This window comes from Streptomyces fildesensis (assembly GCF_016107395.1).
GTDB lineage: Bacteria > Actinomycetota > Actinomycetes > Streptomycetales > Streptomycetaceae > Actinacidiphila > Actinacidiphila fildesensis.
Window position 1 is genome coordinate 28,583 of sequence record NZ_JAAIKO010000025.1, and the last position, 18,656, is coordinate 47,238.

15 protein-coding genes are annotated in these 18,656 nt (G+C 72.1%); 8 read left to right on the forward strand and 7 right to left on the reverse strand.

Translation table 11 applies throughout. From position 1 onward, the window contains the following. The first annotated feature begins 11 nt into the window (after positions 1-11). Positions 12-3,470, forward strand: coding sequence for a S41 family peptidase (locus tag C6N31_RS26980; RefSeq protein WP_198358457.1), 3,459 nt, complete (start codon positions 12-14; stop codon positions 3,468-3,470). Positions 3,471-3,571: 101 nt separating this feature from the next. Here C6N31_RS26980 and C6N31_RS26985 read toward each other — a convergent pair whose 3' ends face one another. The 4 genes from C6N31_RS26985 to C6N31_RS27000 form a co-directional block, all read right to left on the reverse strand. Next, positions 3,572-3,763 carry a hypothetical protein gene (locus C6N31_RS26985; protein ID WP_164294399.1) on the reverse strand — a complete coding sequence of 64 codons (192 nt, stop codon included), beginning with the start codon at positions 3,761-3,763 and terminating at the stop codon, positions 3,572-3,574. 104 nt (positions 3,764-3,867) lie between these two features. After that, on the reverse strand, positions 3,868-4,764 hold the full coding sequence (locus tag C6N31_RS26990; protein WP_138354720.1) for an SDR family oxidoreductase: 897 nt from the start codon (positions 4,762-4,764) through the stop codon (positions 3,868-3,870). Further along, complete coding sequence (locus C6N31_RS26995; protein WP_138354721.1) at positions 4,761-5,723, reverse strand: alpha/beta fold hydrolase; 963 nt, start codon at positions 5,721-5,723, stop codon at positions 4,761-4,763. The genes C6N31_RS26990 and C6N31_RS26995 overlap by 4 nt, the downstream gene beginning before the upstream one ends. Beyond that, complete coding sequence (locus C6N31_RS27000; protein WP_138354722.1) at positions 5,720-7,228, reverse strand: flavin-containing monooxygenase; 1,509 nt, start codon at positions 7,226-7,228, stop codon at positions 5,720-5,722. Before C6N31_RS27000 ends, C6N31_RS26995 begins: the two co-directional genes overlap by 4 nt. Positions 7,229-7,481: 253 nt before the next feature. Between C6N31_RS27000 and C6N31_RS27005 the strand changes: the two genes are divergently transcribed. The 4 genes from C6N31_RS27005 to C6N31_RS27020 all read left to right on the forward strand — a co-directional run bounded on the left by C6N31_RS27005 (position 7,482) and on the right by C6N31_RS27020 (position 11,232). Continuing rightward, positions 7,482-8,258, forward strand: a complete 777-nt coding sequence (locus C6N31_RS27005; RefSeq protein ID WP_138354770.1) for a MerR family transcriptional regulator — start codon at positions 7,482-7,484, stop codon at positions 8,256-8,258. Positions 8,259-8,384: 126 nt separating this feature from the next. Next, positions 8,385-10,433 carry an MDR family MFS transporter gene (locus C6N31_RS27010; RefSeq protein ID WP_198358458.1) on the forward strand — a complete coding sequence of 683 codons (2,049 nt, stop codon included), beginning with the start codon at positions 8,385-8,387 and terminating at the stop codon, positions 10,431-10,433. A 98-nt stretch (positions 10,434-10,531) separates the two neighbouring features. After that, positions 10,532-10,798, forward strand: a complete 267-nt coding sequence (locus tag C6N31_RS27015) for a DUF2630 family protein (RefSeq protein ID WP_138354724.1) — start codon at positions 10,532-10,534, stop codon at positions 10,796-10,798. Next, positions 10,795-11,232: a (4Fe-4S)-binding protein gene (locus C6N31_RS27020; RefSeq protein WP_198358459.1), complete on the forward strand. Its 438-nt coding sequence runs from the start codon at positions 10,795-10,797 to the stop codon at positions 11,230-11,232. The genes C6N31_RS27015 and C6N31_RS27020 overlap by 4 nt, the downstream gene beginning before the upstream one ends. Before the next feature lie 113 nt (positions 11,233-11,345). Here C6N31_RS27020 and C6N31_RS27025 read toward each other — a convergent pair whose 3' ends face one another. Beyond that, a complete protein-coding gene (locus C6N31_RS27025) occupies positions 11,346-12,182 on the reverse strand; it encodes an isocitrate lyase/PEP mutase family protein (RefSeq protein WP_198358460.1) in 837 nt (278 codons plus the stop codon). 152 nt (positions 12,183-12,334) lie between these two features. On the opposite strand from C6N31_RS27025, the gene C6N31_RS27030 reads away from it, so the two are divergent. Continuing rightward, positions 12,335-13,816: an AlkA N-terminal domain-containing protein gene (locus tag C6N31_RS27030; RefSeq protein WP_138354727.1), complete on the forward strand. Its 1,482-nt coding sequence runs from the start codon at positions 12,335-12,337 to the stop codon at positions 13,814-13,816. Beyond that, positions 13,816-14,316, forward strand: a complete 501-nt coding sequence (locus C6N31_RS27035; protein WP_198358461.1) for a methylated-DNA--[protein]-cysteine S-methyltransferase — start codon at positions 13,816-13,818, stop codon at positions 14,314-14,316. Before C6N31_RS27030 ends, C6N31_RS27035 begins: the two co-directional genes overlap by 1 nt. A 35-nt stretch (positions 14,317-14,351) precedes the next feature. Here the strand turns inward: C6N31_RS27035 and yczR are convergent, their stop codons facing one another. Further along, a complete protein-coding gene (gene yczR / locus C6N31_RS27040) occupies positions 14,352-15,884 on the reverse strand; it encodes a MocR-like transcription factor YczR (protein WP_232485721.1) in 1,533 nt (510 codons plus the stop codon). Between the two features lie 119 nt (positions 15,885-16,003). On the opposite strand from yczR, the gene C6N31_RS27045 reads away from it, so the two are divergent. After that, positions 16,004-16,165, forward strand: a complete 162-nt coding sequence (locus tag C6N31_RS27045; RefSeq protein ID WP_187144906.1) for a hypothetical protein — start codon at positions 16,004-16,006, stop codon at positions 16,163-16,165. Between the two features lie 168 nt (positions 16,166-16,333). Here C6N31_RS27045 and C6N31_RS27050 read toward each other — a convergent pair whose 3' ends face one another. Beyond that, positions 16,334-18,586 carry an MMPL family transporter gene (locus C6N31_RS27050; protein WP_138354729.1) on the reverse strand — a complete coding sequence of 751 codons (2,253 nt, stop codon included), beginning with the start codon at positions 18,584-18,586 and terminating at the stop codon, positions 16,334-16,336. Between the last annotated feature and the right edge of the window lie 70 nt (positions 18,587-18,656).

Sequence of the window (18,656 nt, forward strand, 5' to 3'; positions counted from 1 at the left end):
CCATGGGGTAGGTGAGCGATGGCGCGTATCTCCGGTATCCGCATATTCATGGCGAACTGCTGTGCTTCGTCGCCGAGGACGATGTCTGGGTCGCACCGCTGGGGCGGCCGGGTGGCGTTCCCGGCCGGGCCTGGCGGGTCACGGCCGACCGCACGAGGGTCGGCTCGCCACGCTTCTCGCCGGACGGCTCCGCCATCGCCTTCACCTCGTGGCGCAGTCTGGACCCGGAGATCCACCTCGCCCCGGTGGACGGCGGCCCGGCCCGCCGGCTGACGTACTGGGGCAGCTTCGACACCCGGGTGTGCTCCTGGACGCCCGACGGGCAGGTCCTCGCGGTCTCCTCGCACGGCCAGCCGTTCTCGTACTTCTCCTGGGCCCACAGCGTGCCGACCGACGGCGGTCCCGGCGGCCGGCTGCCGTGGGGCCCGGTCTCGGACATCGCGGTGAGCGACGTCGCCGGGGAGCGCCACACGCTGCTGCTGAGCGGCACCCCGCCGCACGAGCCGCACGCCTGGAAGCGGTACCGGGGCGGGGCGACGGGGCGGCTGTGGCTGCACGGCGAGCGGCTGGTGCCGACGATCGACGGGCATCTGAACTCGCCGATGTTCGTGGGCGACCGTATTTGCTTCCTCTCCGACCACGAAGGCGTCGGCAATCTCTACTCGTGCGCTCCGGACGGTACGGACCTGCGCCGCCATACCGACCACGCGGACTTCTACGCCCGCAGCGCCTCGACCGACGGGGAGCGGGTCGTCTACCAGTGCGCGGGCGAGCTGTGGATCGTCGACGACCTCTCCCCCGGCGCCCGGCCCCGCAAACTGGACGTCCGGCTGGGCGGCCCGCGCGCCGGCCGGCGGCCCTACCAGGTGCCGGCCGCGTCCAACCTGGACGGCCTGGCCTGCGACCGGACCGGTCGCGCCAGCGCGGTCTGCGTCCGCGGCAGCCTGTACTGGCTGACCCACCGCGACGGCCCGGCCCGCACCATCGCCGACGAGCCGGGCGCGCGCGTCCGGCTGCCCGAGATGCTCGGGGACACCGGCCGGATCGCCTTCGTCACGGACGCGGAGGGCGAGGACAGCATCGAGATCGCCCATCTGCCGGGCCGGGCCAGCCGTCCGGCGGTCCGCGCGGCGCTGGAGGGCCTCGACGAGGACGACGACGGCAACGCCCTGGACCAGGACGACGAGGCCGGGGAGACCGCCACTCCCCTGGACACCCCCGCGGTCTCCACCGGCACCGCCGGCCGCGCCGCCGTGACCGGCACCGGGCCCCGGCTCGGCGTCGGCGAGCTGGGCCGCGTACTGGAGCTGGTCTCGTCCCCGGACGGCCGCACCCTCGCCGTCGCCGCGAACGACGGGCGGCTGCTGCTCGTCGCCACCGGCGAGGGGGGCGATGCGGGCGGAAACGGCGACGAGGACGACGGAGACGGAGACGGCTTCGCGACCGACCCCGACCACGCGAGCAGCTCGTCCGGGACCGTGGCCGAGCTGATCAGGTCCACGAACGGCCCCGTGCGCGACCTCGCGTTCTCCCCCGACTCGGCCTGGCTGACCTGGTCGCACCCCGGGATCGGCCGGTCGCTGCGCTCGGTGAAGATCGCCAGACTCGCGGACCGCACGATCATCGACGTGACGAACGGCCGCTTCGAGGACGAGCAGCCGGTCTTCACCCTCGACGGCCGCTATCTGGCGTTCCTGTCGTGGCGCGGCTTCGACCCGGTCTACGACGTGCACACCGGCGATCTGTCGTTCCCGCTCGGCTGCCGCCCCTACCTCGTACCGCTGAACTCCGCGACGCCGTCACCGTTCGCGCTGCCCGTCGACGGCCGGCCGATCGGCGGCGGCCTGGACCCGGCGGAGAGCGGCGGGGACGGTCCGGTGGTGGTCGAGACGGAGGGGCTGGCGAGCCGTGTCACGCCGTTCCCGGTCCCGGCGTCCAAGTACTCGGCGCTGGAGCCGGTGCACGACGGCCTGGTGTGGCTGCGCTGGCCGATCTCCGGCGCGCTCGGCGAGACGTTCACCAACCCGACGGACCCGTCCGCGCGTCCGACCCTGGAGTACTTCAACCTGGGCAAGTCCAAGCGGACCGAGCTGGTCCACCACATGGACTGGTACGCGGTCAGCGGGGACGGCAAGCGGCTGGCGGTCTTCGACGAGGGCGATCTGGCCGTCCTGCCGGCCACCGAGCGCGGCGACGACGACTCGACGGTCTACGTCGACATGCGGCGGATCCTGCACGAGGTCGACCCGCCCTCGGAATGGCAGCAGTCCTACGCCGAGGCCGGCCGGCTCATCCGGGACTACTTCTGGGCCCCCGACATGTGCGGCATCGACTGGCCCGCGATCCTGGACCAGTACCGTCCGCTGGTCGAACGGGTCGCCACCCCCGACGAGTTCGCCGATCTGCTGCGCGAGGTCCTCGGCGAACTGGGCACCTCGCACGCGTACGTCAGCCCCGCCCGCCGCAACGAGGGCCCGGCGCACTACCAGCGGCCGATCGGGCTGCTCGGCGCCAACTTCCAGCACAACAAGGACGGTACGTGGACGGTGGTGCGGATCCTGCCCGGTGAGTCCTCGGACTCCAAGGCCCGCTCCCCGCTGGCCGGCACCGGAATCCGCGAGGGCGCGGTGCTCACCCATATCGACGGGCGCCCCGTCGACCCGTGCGCGGGACCGTATCCGCTGCTCGCGGGCGCGGGCGGCACGACCGTGGAGCTGACGTTCACCCCGCCCGGCGAGGGGCATCCGCGCCGGGTCGCCGTCGTCCCGCTGATCGACGAACGGCCGCTGCGCTACCAGGACTGGGTCGCCAAACGGCGGGCCGTCGTACGGAATCTGAGCGGCGGCCGGTGCGGCTATCTGCACATCCCCGACATGGGCGGCTCCGGCTGGGCGCAGTTCAACCGCGATCTGCGGATGGAGGTCGCCTACGAGGCGCTCATCGTGGACGTACGGGGCAACGCGGGCGGGCACATCAGCGAACTCGTCGTCGAGAAGCTCACGCGCACCATCCTCGGCTGGGACCTGACCCGCAACGCGCAGCCCGTCTCGTACGCGAGCCAAGCGCCGCGCGGTCCGGTCGTCGCGCTCGCCGACGAAGCGACCTCATCCGACGGCGACATGATCACCGCCGCGTTCAAACTGCTGGGCCTCGGCCCGGTGGTGGGGCTGCGGACGTGGGGCGGCGTGGTCGGGATGACCGGCCGGCACAAGCTGGGGGACGGCACGGTGATCACGGTGCCGATGAACGCGGGCTGGTTCGACGCGTACGGGTGGGGCGTCGAGAACTACGGCGTCGACCCCGATGTCGAGTCCCTGCGCACCCCGTTGGACTGGGCGGAGGGGCGGCACGCCCAACTGGACGTGGCCGTCGACACGGCCCTCGCGCTGCTGGCCGAACACCCCGCCGTCACCCCGCCGGACCTCTCCGAGCGCCCGGACCGCCGCCGCCCGCCGCTGCCACCGCGCTGATCCGGACGCCGCTGCGGCAGCGGTCAGAAGGAGTCGGCACAGCATGAAGGGGCGCACCCTCGACGGGTGCGCCCCTTCACCGTTCGCGCCGCGCAGGCGGACTAACTCCAGTTGTCCTGGGCGTCCTCGGCCGCGTCCCGGGCCTTGTCCTGGCCCATTTCGCGCATGTCGGCAGCCTTGTCGCGGGTCTCGTCCTCCATCTCGGCGGACTTGTCCTGCTGCTCGCCCATGGCCTCCTTGGCCTTGTTCGAGAGGTTGCCGGCCTTGTCCTTGAACTGGTCGAAAGCGCCCATGATCACTCCTCCTGGAGTTTGTGGGGATGGGGCCTCGACCAGACTGACACGGGTGGACATGCCTCGCATGTCGGGAGGAAATACCCAGGTCAGCTACCCTTTTGTCACCCTACGGAGCGTGATGACTGCGCTGCCTCGTCCGCCTCTCCGCCCCGTCCGACGAGCCCCCGCCGGGTGCCCGCCGTGGCGGCGAACCGCGGCTCGGCCCTGCGCATCTCCCGCTGCCCGAGCGCACCGCCGATGACCGACGGCAGATAGCCGCGCACCGACTGCATGCCACGCAGCCACCACTGCGCGTACACATGCGGCGAGCGCCGCTCGATCCCGGCCACGATCCGCTCGACGGCCGGCTCCAGCGGATACGTACGGTTCGCCGGCCAGGGCAGCTTGGCGCGCATGTGGCGCATGAGCTCGTCCTCGTCGGCGCCGCGCACCATGTCGGTGTCGGTCCAGCTCAGATACCCGACGCCGACCTTGACGCCCTTGTGGCCGACCTCGGCGCGCAGGCTGTGCGCGAACGACTCGACGCCCGCCTTGCTCGCGCAGTACGCGGTCATCATCGGGGCCGGGGTGATCGCCGCCAGCGACGCGATCTGCAGCAGATAGCCGCGCGAGGTGAGGAGCGCGGGCAGGAAGGCGCGGGCGGTGGTGACACTGCCCAGCAGGTTGACGTTGATGACCCGTTCGAACGCGACGGGGTCGGAGTCCAGGAACGGACCACCGGTCGCCACACCCGCGTTGGCGACCACGACGTCGATCCGCCCGAAGTGCTCCAGGATCTCGGCGGCGGCCCGCCGCATCGCCTCGAGGTCGGTGACATCGGCGACCCAGTGCGCCGCGCCGCCGCCGAGGCCCTCCGCCACCAGCTTGAGCTGGTCCGGCTCCAGGCCGACCAGCGCCAGCTTGGCACCGCGGCGGGCGAGCTTGCGCGCGAGCATCTCGCCCACCCCGCGGGCGGCGCCCGTGACCACCACGACCTGTCCGTTCAACGACTGGCTCATACCGTCTGCTCCTTCACGGAAAGGTTCTCCTGGACCGGCAGGTGGTCCCTGACCAGACCGCGGACGACGCCCGCGACCGCGGCCGTGCCTTCGATGGGTGTCATGTGGCCGAGGCCTTCGAGTTCGGTCAGCCCGACGCAGTGGGGCAGCGCGGCGGCCATGCCGCGCGCGTGCACCGGCGGGGTCAGCTTGTCAGCCGTGCCGACCAGGACAGCGGTCGGCGCGGTGATCCCGCGGAGCGCCGCGTCCAGGTCGAGTCCCGCCAGCACCCGTCCCCACGCGGAGCGCGGCCGGGTCCCGCAGGCATGCACGATACGGGCGGTCGCGGCGACCTGTTCCGGGGTCGAACCCGCCGCCATCACGCCGTACTTGAGCGCAGCGCGCGACATCCCGCTGACCGGCCCGAGCGGGGCGCGCGAGCCGAGCAGCAGCCGGTGGAAGCGGTCCCGGACCTTCTGGGAGCGGATCCGCTGCGGCAGCACCTGGGTCTCGGCGAGCAGCCGTCCGCTGCCGGTGCTGGCCAGCAGGGTGGCGGCCGTGCGGGAGCGGACGGCGGCGCGGCCGGAGGCGGCCATCAGCGTCATCCCGCCCATGGAGTGGCCGACCAGCACCGCCCGTTCCCCCTCGGGAACGACGGCCTGCAGCACCGCCGACAGATCGTCGGCCAGTACCCGTGTGCTGTAGCCGGTGCGGTGCGGTGTGCCGCTGCGGCCGTGTCCGCGCTGGTCGTAGGCGACCACCCGGAAGTCGGCCGCGAGGTCCCGGATCAGCGGCGCCCAGAAGATCGTGGAACAGGTCCAGCCGTGGATCAGGACGACGGTCGGCCGGTCGGCGGGCCCGTACTCCTCGACGTGGATCCGGGTGCCGTCCGCCGAGTTCACGGCGACCTCCCGGCGGGGAGCGGGGAGGGTGAACGGGCTGTCCGCCGCCGCTGCGCTCTTTGCGGTGATCCTGCTCATGACGCGGGCACCTCCACGGGCTCCACCGGCTCCGCCGTGCGCACGGGCGCCGGCACCAGGTCGTACTCTGCAAGCTTCAGTTCGCGGGTGGCCCGCCGGAATTCGGCCGTCGTGCCGGGCCAGGCCGTCGTGTTGCGGCCCTCGGCGTCCAGGTACCAGCTCTTGCAGCCGCCGGTGTTCCACACCGTCCGCGCGGTGCGCCGCTGCATCTCGGCGTTCCACGCCCTGACCGCCGTCGGCTTGGCGTCCAGCGCGGCCGCCCCGGTCCGTTCCAGGGTGCGCAGGTAATCGGCGACGTAGTTGATGGACGACTCGATCATCAGGATCATCGAGCTGTTCCCGAGGCCGGTGTTGGGGCCGATGATCAGCAGCAGGTTCGGGAAGCCGTCGATCGTGGTGCCGCGCAGCGCCGCCATCCCGTCCTTCCAGTGCTCGGCCAGCGATCGGCCGCCGACGCCGGTGATCCGGTCGCCGATCGGCATGTCCGTCACATGGAAGCCGGTGCCGAAGACGATCGCGTCGACCTCGCGCTCGGTGCCGTCCGACGTGACGATCGTCGAGCCGCGCACCTCCTTGAGCGCCGAGGTGACCACCTCGGTGTTGGGCTGGGCGAGCGCCGGATAGTAGTCGTTGGAGAGCAGGATCCGCTTGCAGCCGATGGTGTAGTCCGGCGTCAGCTTCGCCCGCATCACCGGGTCCTTGATCGCGCGGCGCATGTGGTTCTTCGCGATCTGCTCGGTCGCCTTCATCAGCTGCGGGCGCTTGACGAACGCGCCGACCTGGAACTCCCTGATCAGCCAGAGCAGTCCGCGCCGCGCCTTCGCGGTGCCCGGCACCGTACCGTGCAGCCACCGCTCGGCCTTGTTGATGCCGCGGTCCATCCGCGGCATCACCCACGGCGGGGTGCGCTGCAGCACGGTCAGCGACTTCACCTGCGGCTGGATGGACGGCACGATCTGGATCGCGGAGGCGCCGGTGCCGACCATCGCGATGCGCTTGTCCTTGATGTCGAAGTCGTGGTCCCAGCGCGAGGAGTGGAAGACCGCGCCGGGGAACGTGTCGAGGCCCGGGATGTCCGGCAGCTTGGGGTCGGACAGCGGGCCGGTGGCGGAGACGACGACATCGGCCGTCAGGTCGCCCTGCGTGGTCCGTATGTGCCAGTGCTTGGCCTCGTCGTCCCAGCTCGCCTGGAGCACCTCGGAGTCGAACCGCAGATGCGGCCGCAGGCCGAAGGTGTCGGTGACCCGCTCCAGATAGGCGCGGATGTGCGGCTGTCCGGAGAACGTACGGGGCCAGTCCGCGTTCGGCGCGAAGGAGAACGAGTACAGGTGGGAGGGAACGTCGCAGGCGCATCCCGGGTAGCTGTTGTCCCGCCAGGTCCCGCCGACCGAGCCGGCGCGTTCGAGGATCACGAAGTCCGTGATGCCCTCCCGCCGCAGCCGGACGGCCGCGCCGAGCCCGCCGAACCCTGATCCGATCACCGCCACCCGCACGTGCTCAGCCATGGCGCCGCCTCCCTGCCTCAATCACGCCAGCAATCACTGGCACGATCCGTACGGTAGACCACTGCGGTTACCGGCGGTAGGGGTCAGGCCCACCCAAGACGAAACGGACCACGGGCGGGGTGTGCGCACCCGCCCGGCACCCGCGCACCGGCCCCGGCGCGCTCCGGGGAGCGCATAGGCTGACGAGGTGGCCGAGGACGTGCAGGAGACCAGGGAGCAGCCCGAGGAGCGGAAGCCGGGGCAGGAATACCGGATGGAGGCACTGGCCGAGGCGGCCGGTATCCCCGTGCGCACCGTTCGCTTCTACCGCGAGCGCAAGCTCATCCCGCCACCGCGCCGCGAGGGCCGTATCGCCTGGTACAACGAAGCCCATCTCGCCCGGCTGCACACGATCGCCGCCCTCCTGGAGCGGGGCCACACCCTCGGCGGCATCGCCGAGCTGATCGGCGCGTGGGAGAACGGCCGGACCCTCGACGGCGTCGCCGAACTCCTGGGCCTGGAAGGCGCGTTGATCACGCCCTGGTCGGAGGAGACCCCGGTCAGGCTCACCCCCGAGGCCCTCGCCGACTACTTCGGCGAGGACGTCACCCCGGAGAACCTGACGACGGCCCTCGACATCGGCTACATCGCCGTCGACGGCGAGAACGTCGTCCACACCAGCCGCCGGCTGCTCGACGCGTCGGCCGCCCTGGTCCGCGAGGGCGTCCCGCTGGCCGCCGTGCTGGAGACGGGCCGCGCCGTACGCGTCCATGTGGACGCGCTCGCCGATCTGTTCACGGTGCTCATCCGCAAGCACGTGGTGGACGCCGCCGCCGTCGACCACCTGCCGCCGGGCGAGGTGACCCGGCTCGCCGAGGCGCTGGAACGGCTGCATCCGCTGGCCAAGAACGTGGTCGACGCGGAGCTGTCGCTGGCCATGGACCGGCGCGTCAGGACCGAGCTGGAGAGCTGGCTGCAGGACCACGCGGCGCCCGGGGCCGCACCCGGCCCGACCCCGCCGGAGGACCCGCCGGCCACCCCCGCTCCATAAGTCGCGCTTTCGGCCGCCCCGCTCCGACCGAAGAGCGGACCCGGCGGCCGTACCAGCGGTGGCGGAACCCGGCACCGCGTCCAATCCTGAGGGGGACCCGCCCCCTGCGCAGGAGGTACCGGCCCGATGACCACGCTCGCCGAGGCCGGACCCGCGACGGGACCGCCCACGGGCCCGTCCTCGCTCAGCCGCCGCCAGACCAACGTCGTCTTCGTGACGATCGTCCTCGGCATGCTGCTGGCGGCACTCGACCAGACCATCGTCTCCACCGCCCTGCCGACCATCGTCGCGGACCTCGGCGGCGCCGGTCACATGGCCTGGGTGGTGACCGCGTACCTCCTGGCCGAAACCGTCTCCACCGTCCTCGTCGGCAAGTTCGGTGACCTGTTCGGCCGAAAGATCGTCTTCCAGCTCAGCGCGGTCGTCTTCGTCGGCGGATCCGTCCTCGCGGGCGCCGCCAACGGCATGGGCATGCTGATCCTCGCCCGCGCGATCCAGGGCATCGGCGGCGGCGGTCTGATGGTGACCGCGATGGCCCTGATCGCCGACGTCATCCCGCTGCGCGAACGCGGCAAGTACCAGGGCGCGCTCGGTGCGGTCTTCGGCGTCACCACCGTGGTCGGCCCGACGCTCGGCGGGCTCTTCACCGACCACGCCTCCTGGCGCTGGTGCTTCTACGTCAACGTGCCCGTCGCCGTCGTCATGCTCGTGATGGCCGCGCGGACGATCCCCTCGGTCAAGGCCGCCACCCGCCCCACCATCGACTACCTGGGCATCGTGCTGGTGGCGCTCGGCGCCTCCGGTCTCGTGCTGGCCCTGGAGTGGGGCGGCAACGAGTACGCGTGGGGCTCGGCGACCATCATCGGCCTCTTCGTCGGCTCCGTCGCGGCGCTCACCGCGTTCGTCTTCGTGGAACTGCACGCCAAGGAACCGATGCTCCCCATGCATCTGTTCCGCAGCCCCGTCTTCACGATCTGCTCGGTGCTGAGCTTCATCGTCGGCTTCGCGATGCTGGGCGCTCTGACCTACCTGCCGACGTATCTGCAGTACGTGGACGGGGTGTCCGCGACGATGTCGGGCGTCCGCACGCTCCCCATGGTCGTCGGGCTGCTCGGCACCTCGATGCTCTCCGGCATCGTCGTCAGCCGCACCGGCCGGTACCGGATCTTCCCGATCGTCGGCACCGGCGTCATGGCCATCGGCCTGTACCTGATGTCCACCATGGGCCCGTCCACCGGCGTCTGGCTGGAATCCCTCTACATGCTCGTGCTCGGCCTCGGTATCGGGCTGGCCATGCAGGTGCTCACCATCGCCGTGCAGAACACCGTGCCCTACCACGAGCTGGGCTCCGCGACCTCGGGCGTCACGTTCTTCCGGACCCTGGGCAGCGCCTTCGGCACCGCCATCTTCGGCACGCTCTACAGCAACCAGCTCGGGCCCAACCTCGAAAAGGCCTTCGCCCAGTCGCCCGGCATCAGCCCCGCCGCCGTACAGAGCCCGGCCGCCCTGCACGCGCTGCCCGCCGACCGCATCACCCATATCGTCGACGCCTACGCCGACACCGTGAACTACGTCTTCCAGTGGGTCGTACCGGTCGCCCTCGTCGGCTTCGTCGTCGCCTGGTTCCTCAAGGAGGTGCCGCTGCGCGACAGCGCCAGGGCCGGCGCCTCCGACATGGGTGACGCCTTCGCCGCCCCCAACTCCGCGGACGCCGACCGGCAGCTGGAGCGCTCCATCGCCCGCGTGATGCGCCGGGCCAAGGCCGAGGAGCCGGTCTCGCTGCGGATCCTCGCCGACTCGGGCAGCCACCTCACCCCCGGTCAGGCCTGGGCCCTCGGGCAGATCCACTGGCGCGGCAAACTCCAGGGCGGAGCCCGGCTCAGCACCGTCGCCAAGGCCCACCGGATGCCCGGAGAGGTCCTCGAACCGGCCTTCTCCAGGATCGCCCAGGCCGGCTACGCCGATTTCGACGGCGAGCAGCTCGCCATCACCGACTCCGGCCGGGCGCAGATCGACCTCCTCGCCGGAGCGTGGCGCCGCTGGCTCGACGAGCGCCTGGACGACTGGGACGTCGCGGATCCGGCCGACCGGGCGCGCCTCGACCGGGCCGTCGACGGCATCGCACGCCGCCTCCTGGACGAGGAGGAGGCGCATCTCGAGCGCACCGCGCTGTGAACTGCGAAGGTGGAGAAAGAGCCGCAGGCACGGCAGCACCGCACCGCCTGATGACCACACCGCCCGATCACCGCATCGCCGCATTGAGGAGGCACCCCATGGACCAGCCCGACGACACCAAGGCAGAACAGGCGATCCTCTCCAGGATCAAGGCCATGGTCGCGGACGAGAAGGCCCTGCGTGAGCAGCTGACCGACGGCAGTATCGACGTGGCCACCGAACAGGCCAGGCTCGGCGCCCTGGAACGCGAGCTCGACCAGTGCTGGGACCTGCTGCGCCAGCGCCGCGCCAAGGGCGAGGCCGGCGAGGACCCGGGCCAGGCCACCGTCCGGTCGGAAATCACCGTGGAGGGCTACACCTCATGACGGGAAGCGCCGAAGTGCCGATTCCCGAGGGGGCGAAGGCCTATCCGGGGAACGGCATCACGGTCACCTTCGAGGCCGGCCGCTGTCTGCACTCCGGTGAGTGCGTGCGCGGCCTCCCCGAGGTCTTCGACACCGCCAAGCGCCCGTGGATCCGGCCCGACCGCGCTCCCGCCGATCTCGTCGCGCAGGTCATCCGGCGCTGCCCCTCGGGCGCGCTGCAGTACCGGCTCGACGGCGGGCACCCCGAGGAGCCGACCCACCCGACCGAGATCAGCCGCTCCTCCTCCGGCGGCATCACCATCCGCGGCGACCTCGTCATCCATACGGACGGCGAGGCCAGGACCGAGACCCGCGCCGTCCTGTGCGGCTGCGGCGCCACGGGCCACGCGCCGTACTGCGACCGCACCGGCCCCTGCGGAACGGCCACCGGCTGACGGTCCGTTCCGCACGGGCCCGTTCCGCACGGGCCGTTCCACACGGGCCGTTCCACACGGGCCGTTCCACACGGGCCGTTCCGCACGGGCCCGAGGGCCTGTCCGGCCAGGATTCAGGACGTGAACAACGCCTGCATCTCGCCGTATCCGGGCCCCTCCACCACCGGGGTGCAGGTGCCGTCCGTCAGGAACTCACGTGCCTCCTGCCGCACCACGCCGTACGCGGCCTCGGCCATCCGGCCGCCGATGCTGACGCGCGCCGCTCCGGCGCCGCCGAGTTCAGCGACGGACGGGCCGCCCGGTCCTGTGAGGATGTTGAGCGGGGCGGCGATGCCCTTCGCCAGTTCGGCGACGACCGCGAGATCGGTCACCCCGGGGACGAAGATCCCGTCCGCGCCCGCCTCGATGAAGGCGGCGGCACGGTCGAGCGCCACCCCGAGCCGCGACTCCGGCGCGCCGACGGCACCGAGGTAGACATCGGTGCGCGCGTTGATGAAGAGCGGGACGCCCGCCTCGTCCGCGGCCTTGCGGGCGGCGGCGATCCGTTCCACCTGCTCCGCGAGGGTGCGCAGCGGCTCGGGCCCGTTCACGAGCGCGTCCTCGATGTTGATGCCGCCCGCCCCGGCGGCGAGCACCCCGCGCACGGTCTCAGCGACACCGGCCGCGTCGTCCGCGAAACCGCTCTCGATATCGGCGGACACCGGCACGCCGACCCCTGCCGCGACCCGGCCGATGAGCGCGAGCGCCAGCTCGCGGGGCAGCCGGTCACCGTCGGCGTAGCCGAGGCTCCAGGCGACGCCGCAGCTGGTGGTGGCGACGGCGGCCGCCCCCGCCTCCTCGATGATCCGCGCGCTGGCGACGTCCCAGGCGTTGGCGAGGGCGAGCGGCCGGTCGGCGGTGTGCAGGGAGTGGAGGAGCTGGGCCTTGTCACGGAGGTTCGACGTAGTCATGGGGACAGTCCATCACCGCCCTGTGACATCGTCCGGCAGTTCTGCGACATCGACGTCGACATCCACGTCGCGGTGCGGAGGCCGGGCTACCCGCGAGCTACATGTCGGATTCTCGCTAGACCGGTGCCGTGACCCGGGGCGATGCTTGAGCCATGCACACCGACTTCGAGCGCTGCGTACGAGCCGTGCAGTCGAAGGACGCCCGGTTCGACGGATGGTTCTTCACCGCGGTGCTGACGACCAGGATCTACTGCCGGCCCAGCTGCCCCGTGGTGCCGCCCAAGGTCAGGAACATGAGCTTCTACCCGAGCGCGGCGGCCGCGCAACAGGCCGGCTTCCGGGCCTGCAAGCGCTGCCGGCCGGACGCGAGCCCGGGTTCGCCGCAGTGGAACGAGCGGGCGGACCTCGTGGCCCGGGCCATGCGGCTGATCGCGGACGGCGTCGTCGACCGGGACGGCGTCCCGGGGCTCGCCGCCCGGCTCGGCTACAGCACGCGGCAGGTGGAGCGGCAGCTGCTCGCCGAACTCGGCGCGGGGCCACTGGCGTTGGCGCGGGCACAGCGCGCGCAGACCGCCCGGCTGCTGATAGAGACGACGACGCTGCCGATGGGGGAATCCGCCTTCGCGGCGGGCTTCTCCAGCATCCGCACCTTCAACGACACCGTTCGCGAGGTCTTCGCCCTCTCCCCCACCGAACTGCGCGCCCGCGTCGCCAAGGGCCGCCCGGCCGCCACACCCGGCGAACTGTCGCTGCGGCTGCCCTTCCGGGCCCCGCTGTGCCCGGACAACCTCTTCGGACATCTGGCGGCGACGGCGGTGCCTGGCGTCGAGGAGTGGCGCGACGGCGCGTACCGCCGCACCCTGCGGCTGCCGCACGGCCCCGGCATCGTCAGCCTGCGCCCGCAGCCCGATCACATCGCGTGCCGGCTGCGCCTGACGGACCTGCGCGATCTGGCGCACGCCATCAGCCGCTGCCGGTGGACGCTGGACCTCGACGCGGACCCGGTCGCGGTCGACGCGCAGCTGGGCAAGGACCCGGTGCTGGCACCGCTGGTCGCCAAGGCACCGGGCCGCCGGGTGCCGAGGGTCGCGGACGGGCCGGAGTTCGCGGTGCGCGCGGTGCTCGGCCAGCAGATCTCGACGGCCGCCGCGCGGACGCACGCCGGACGGCTGGTGACGGCGTACGGCGAGCCCGTCGAGGATCCGGCGGGGGGGCTGACCCATCTGTTCCCCGACCCGGCGGCACTGGCCGCCCTCGACCCGGCGGCGCTCGCCATGCCGCGGACCCGCCGCACCACCCTCACCACACTGGTCACCGCCCTGGCCGGTGGCGAACTCGACCTCGACGTCGGCAGCGACTGGCAGCGCGCCCGCGCGCAGCTCTCCGCGCTGCCGGGGTTCGGCCCGTGGACCGTCGAGTCGATCGCGATGCGCGCGCTCGGCGACCCGGACGCGTTCCTGGCGAGCGACCTCGGAATCCGCTTCGCCGCGAAGGAGTTGGGACTGCCCACCACCCCCGCCGCCCTCACCCGCCATGCCGCCGCCTGGGCGCCGTGGCGCGCCTACGCCGTCCAGTACCTGTGGGCGACCGGCGACCACGCCATCAACACCTTCCCCGTGAACGGAGCCGCGTGATGTCCACCCGCACCCACACCGTGACCGATTCCCCCTGCGGCCCGCTGACCCTCGTCGCCCTCGACGGAACCCTCTGCGGCCTGTACATGACGCAGCAGCGGCACCTCCCCGCCGAGGAGACCTTCGGCGACCGCGACGACTCCGCCTTCGGCGCCGTCGAGGAGCAGCTCACCGCCTACTTCGCCGGGGAGCTGACCGACTTCGACGTCCCCTTGACGCTGCTGGGCACCCCGTTCCAGCAGCGCGTCTGGTCCGCCCTGCGGGACATCCCGTACGGCGAGACCGGCTCCTACGGGCAGCTCGCCGACCTCCTCGGCAACGCCGGCGCCTCCCGCGCGGTCGGGCTCGCCAACGGCAAGAACCCGATCGGCATCATCGTCCCCTGCCACCGCGTCGTCGGCGCCGACGGCTCCCTGACCGGCTACGGGGGCGGCCTCGACCGCAAGCGCTACCTCCTCGCCTTCGAGAACGGCACCCACGAGCCGACGGCGCTGTTCTGACCCCGGACGCCCGCCGACTCGGGCGGCGGGGCCGGTCAGGCCATCCAGTGCGGGCGGCTCACCGCCGACGCCAGCGGCCGGCCCGCCGCGTCGTCCATCGCCAGCGCGACCCGCTGGACGGCCTCGTCCAGCGTGCCGCCCGGCAGCGTGAACGGCAGCCGCAGCCGGTGCTCGAACGTCCCCGGCTCCGCGCCGAAGCGTGATCCGCCCTCGATCCGCACCCCGTACCCGGCGGCCCGTTCCGCCAGCGCCGTGGCGACCGGCTCGCCGAGGTCCACCCACAGGGACAGGCCGCCCGGCGGGAGCCGCCAGCTCCACTCGGGGATGTCGCGGACGAGTGCGGCGACCAGCGCGGCACGCCGGTCGCGCGCCTCGGCGACGCGGGCCGCGACGAGTTCGTCCATGCGGCGCAGCAGCGGCAGCGCGACGAGCTGGTCGATCACCGAACCCGCCATGTCCATCGACACCCGGAGGCCGGCGAGTTCCGTCACGAGACGCGGCGTGGCACGCAGCCAGCCGATCCGCAGCCCGCCCCAGTGGCTCTTGCTCATCGAGCCGATGGTGATGACGTGATCGGCGCCGCCGCGTGCCGCGTGGGAGGCGAACGGCGCGGGCGGCGGCACGTCGATCGCGAGGTCGGTGATGGTCTCGTCGGCGACGAGCCACGTCGACGACCGCTGGGTGGCGCGGATCAGTTCGGCCCGCTGTGCGGGCGGCATGAGATTGCCGGTCGGGTTGTGGAAGTCCGGGATCATGTAGGCGAGGCGCGGCACCGCCTGGCGCAGGGTCGCCTCGATGATCTCCATGTCCCAGCCGTCGTCCGAGACGGCGACGGGCACGGTACGCAGCCGCGCGCGGCGGATGGAGTCGAGGGCGTTGGTGTAGGTGGGGTTCTCCACCAGCACCCGGTCGCCGGGACCGCAGAGCATCCCGACGGCCAGCCCCAGCGCCTGGAGGGCGCCGGAGGTGATGAGGATCTGGTCCGGCCGCGTCCTCAGTCCGCGGCGGGTGTACCGGTCGGCGACGGCGGCGCGCAGCTCCGGCAGGCCGTAGGGGTGGTATCCGGGGGTGTTCGCGTGCTGCGCCAGGAGCGGCGCGATCTCGGCGAGCGCGTCGGTCAGCACGTCCGAGGGCAGTCCGCCGACGGCGTTGGAGAGGTCGATCGCGCTCTCCGGCCGGGAGAGCCGGTCGAGTCCGGTGTGCCGGTGGCCTTCCGGAAGCACCGTCCAGGTCCCGGACCCGCGCCGGCTCTGGGCGTAGCCGCTCTCGCGCAGCAGGTCGTAGGCGGCGGTCACGGTGGCGCGGCTCAGCCCGAGGGTCGTCGCGAGCTCGCGTTCCGCGGGCAGTTTGACGCGCAGCGAGATGCGTCCGTCCAGGACGAGGGCGCGGATCGCCTGCGCCAGGCCCCGGTACACGGGCCGGTCCCCGGCCGCGGGACCCGTCAGATCGGGGAGCAGCGCGGCCAACTGCCTGCTGCCCAGCGGTATGCCGGAAGGCGCGTTCGTGGGCGAGCCCGGCGCCGACGCCTGCGGTGTGCCCGCACTCTGGACGGTCCCCATGTCTGCCATGCCAATCTCCCGCGAATGGCCCTGCCCCGCAGGCCAATTCCCCCCAAGAATCGTTCAAGTGGCCCGCCGTGGCAAGGGCGGTACAGGCCCGGAACACGATGACGAGGGGGAATGTCCGGATGTCGAGGATCCTCACCGACAGCTATGAGCGGGAGCTCCAGCACCGGCACGAGCAGCGCAACACCACCGGTACGGGCGGGTCGTTCCCCGGGTCGTTCCGCCGCTGGATCGGCCAGGTCGGCCTCCTGGTGCGGGCCAGGAGACAGCCGCGCGGCACGTAGCCGGCGGCACAGTGCCCGGGGGACACGGGGCTCCGCGGGTACGACACAGGGCCCGGCGATTCGCCGGGCCCTGTCCTGCGCGCCATCCCCCCGTCCCCACGGGGCGGGCGCGTCATGGGGCCGCCGTCGAGCTCTCCGCCAACCGGCGGCCCCAGCTGGTGTGCCGCGTCAGACGCGGCTCGGCTCCGGTGCCCGCTCGGGCGCGGAACCGGCGGCCTGCGCCGCCAGGTTCTTCTGGAGCTGCTCGCCCTCGACATCGACGTTGGGCAGGGCCCGGTCGAGCCAGCGCGGCAGCCACCAGGCGGCCTTGCCGAGCAGGGCGAGGACCGCCGGGACGACGGCCATACGCACCACGAACGCGTCGAACGCGACGGCGATGGCGAGACCGAAGCCCATCATCTTGATCATCGATTCCGACGAGCCGATGAAGCCCGCGAAGACGCTGATCATGATGACCGCGGCCGCGGCGACCACCCGGGCGCCGTGCGTGAAGCCGGTGACGATCGCCTGTCCCGGCTTCTCGCCGTGCACGTACGCCTCACGCATCCGGGTGACGAGGAAGACCTCGTAGTCCATCGCGAGACCGAACACCACACCGATCATGAAGATCGGCATCATGCTCATGATCGGCCCGGTCTGCTCGACCCCGAGCAGGCTCGCGAGCCAGCCCCACTGGAAGACCGCGACGACGGCGCCGAGGGCCGCGACCACCGAGAGCAGGAAGCCGAGGGCCGCCTTCAGCGGTACCAGCACCGAGCGGAAGACCACCATCAGCAGCAGGAACGCCAGGCCGACGACGAGCGCCAGGTACGGCAGCAGCGCGTCGTTGAGCTTCTGCGACACATCGATGTTCATGGCCGTCGTGCCGGTGACCAGCGTCACGGCGCCCGTCTCGGACTTCAGCCCGGCCGCCTGGCCGCGGATGGTGTGGACCAGGTCCTCGGTCTCCAGGCCACTGGGCTTGGACTTCGGGACGACCGTCAGCATCGCGGTGTCGCCGGCCTTGTTGAACGCGGGCTCGGTGACCTTCTCGACGTCTCCCATCCCGGAGATGGTCCGGGAGATCTTGTCGAGAGCGGCCTTCGGGTCGTCGCTGTGCGCGGCGTCCACGGCGATCATCAGCGGGCCGTTGAAGCCGGGGCCGAAGCCGTCCGACAGCAGGTCGTACGCCTTGCGCTGCGTGGTGCTGACGGGCTGCGACCCGTCGTCCGGCAGGCCGAGCTCCAGGCTGGCCGCCGGGATGGCGATCGCGCCCAGGCCGAGCACACCCACCACCAGCACCCAGATCGGGCGGCGCAGGACGAACCTGGCCCAGCGGGTGCCCATGTTGGGCTTCTTCGCGGCGGAACCGGCCCCACCCGTGACGCCGTCGGAGGCGTCGTCCTTGATCCCCTTGAGGCCCTTGCGCACCTTGCGGCCGAGCACCCGGTGCTTGGCGAAGCCGAGCAGCGCCGGGATCAGGGTGAGAGCGATGAGGACCGCGATGGCGACCGTGCCGGCCGCCGCGAGGCCCATCTTGGTGAGCATCGGGATGTTGACGACGGCGAGGCCCGCGAGGGCGATCAGCACCGTGAGGCCCGCGAAGACCACCGCGGATCCGGCGGTGCCCACGGCCCGACCGGCAGCGTCCTCCGGTTCCCGGCCCTCGGTGAGTTCGTGCCGGAAGCGCGAGACGATGAAGAGCGCGTAGTCGATACCGACCGCGAGGCCGATCATCATCGCGAGGGTGGACGTGGAGCTGCCCAGGTCCAGGACGTTGGCGAGCGCGGTGATCGACGAGACACCGATGCCCACGCCGATGAGCGCGGTCAGCAGCGGCAGTCCCGCGGCGACCAGCGACCCGAAGGTGACCAGCAGAACGACCGCGGAGATACCGATACCGATGATCTCGGTGGCGCCGGTCTCGGGCATCGCCTGCAGCGCGTCACCGCCGATCTCGACGGTGAGCCCGGCGTCACGGCCGTGCTGCGCGGCGTCCTTGAGCGCCTCGCGGTCCGCGTCGGTCAGCTCCATCGAGGTGAGCTTGTACTTCACGGACGCGTAGGCGGTGCTGCCGTCCTTGCTGACGGCCTTCGACTCGAAGGGGTCGGCGACGGAGCTGACCTGCTTGCCGGTCTTCAGCTCCTTGACGACGTTCTCGACGGCGGCCTTCGGCGCGCCGACGTCCACCTTCTGCCCACCGGGGGCCGTGAACACCACCCGCGCGGAGGCACCGTTGGCGCTGGCGTCCGGGAAGCGCTGCTCCATCAGGTCGAAAGCCTTCTGGGCCTCCGTGCCGGGTATCGAGAAACTGCTCGACGTGGAAGTGGAGGCCGAGGCGGCGCCGACTCCGGCGAGTACCAGCAGAGCCACCCATGTGAGGGCCACATACCAGCGTCGCCTGAAGGCGAACCGGCCGAGTTTGTAAAGGAAAGTAGCCACGAGTCGCGGCGCTCCCGTCAGGTCGAGGAAAAAAGGGCGTACGGTGCCTGCCCGACGACGAGAGCGGCGT

Excerpts from the sequence above, each read along its gene's own strand:
- C6N31_RS26985 (WP_164294399.1), bottom strand. The coding sequence starts at position 3,763 with ATGGGCGCTTTCGACCAGTTCAAGGACAAGGCCGGCAACCTCTCGAAC.
- C6N31_RS26990 (WP_138354720.1), bottom strand. The coding sequence starts at position 4,764 with ATGAGCCAGTCGTTGAACGGACAGGTCGTGGTGGTCACGGGCGCCGCC.
- C6N31_RS26995 (WP_138354721.1), bottom strand. The coding sequence starts at position 5,723 with ATGAGCAGGATCACCGCAAAGAGCGCAGCGGCGGCGGACAGCCCGTTC.
- C6N31_RS27000 (WP_138354722.1), bottom strand. The coding sequence starts at position 7,228 with ATGGCTGAGCACGTGCGGGTGGCGGTGATCGGATCAGGGTTCGGCGGG.
- C6N31_RS27005 (WP_138354770.1), top strand. The coding sequence starts at position 7,482 with ATGGAGGCACTGGCCGAGGCGGCCGGTATCCCCGTGCGCACCGTTCGC.
- C6N31_RS27010 (WP_198358458.1), top strand. The coding sequence starts at position 8,385 with ATGACCACGCTCGCCGAGGCCGGACCCGCGACGGGACCGCCCACGGGC.
- C6N31_RS27015 (WP_138354724.1), top strand. The coding sequence starts at position 10,532 with ATGGACCAGCCCGACGACACCAAGGCAGAACAGGCGATCCTCTCCAGG.
- C6N31_RS27020 (WP_198358459.1), top strand. The coding sequence starts at position 10,795 with ATGACGGGAAGCGCCGAAGTGCCGATTCCCGAGGGGGCGAAGGCCTAT.
- C6N31_RS27025 (WP_198358460.1), bottom strand. The coding sequence starts at position 12,182 with ATGACTACGTCGAACCTCCGTGACAAGGCCCAGCTCCTCCACTCCCTG.
- C6N31_RS27030 (WP_138354727.1), top strand. The coding sequence starts at position 12,335 with ATGCACACCGACTTCGAGCGCTGCGTACGAGCCGTGCAGTCGAAGGAC.
- C6N31_RS27035 (WP_198358461.1), top strand. The coding sequence starts at position 13,816 with ATGTCCACCCGCACCCACACCGTGACCGATTCCCCCTGCGGCCCGCTG.
- yczR (WP_232485721.1), bottom strand. The coding sequence starts at position 15,884 with ATGGCAGACATGGGGACCGTCCAGAGTGCGGGCACACCGCAGGCGTCG.
- C6N31_RS27045 (WP_187144906.1), top strand. The coding sequence starts at position 16,004 with ATGTCGAGGATCCTCACCGACAGCTATGAGCGGGAGCTCCAGCACCGG.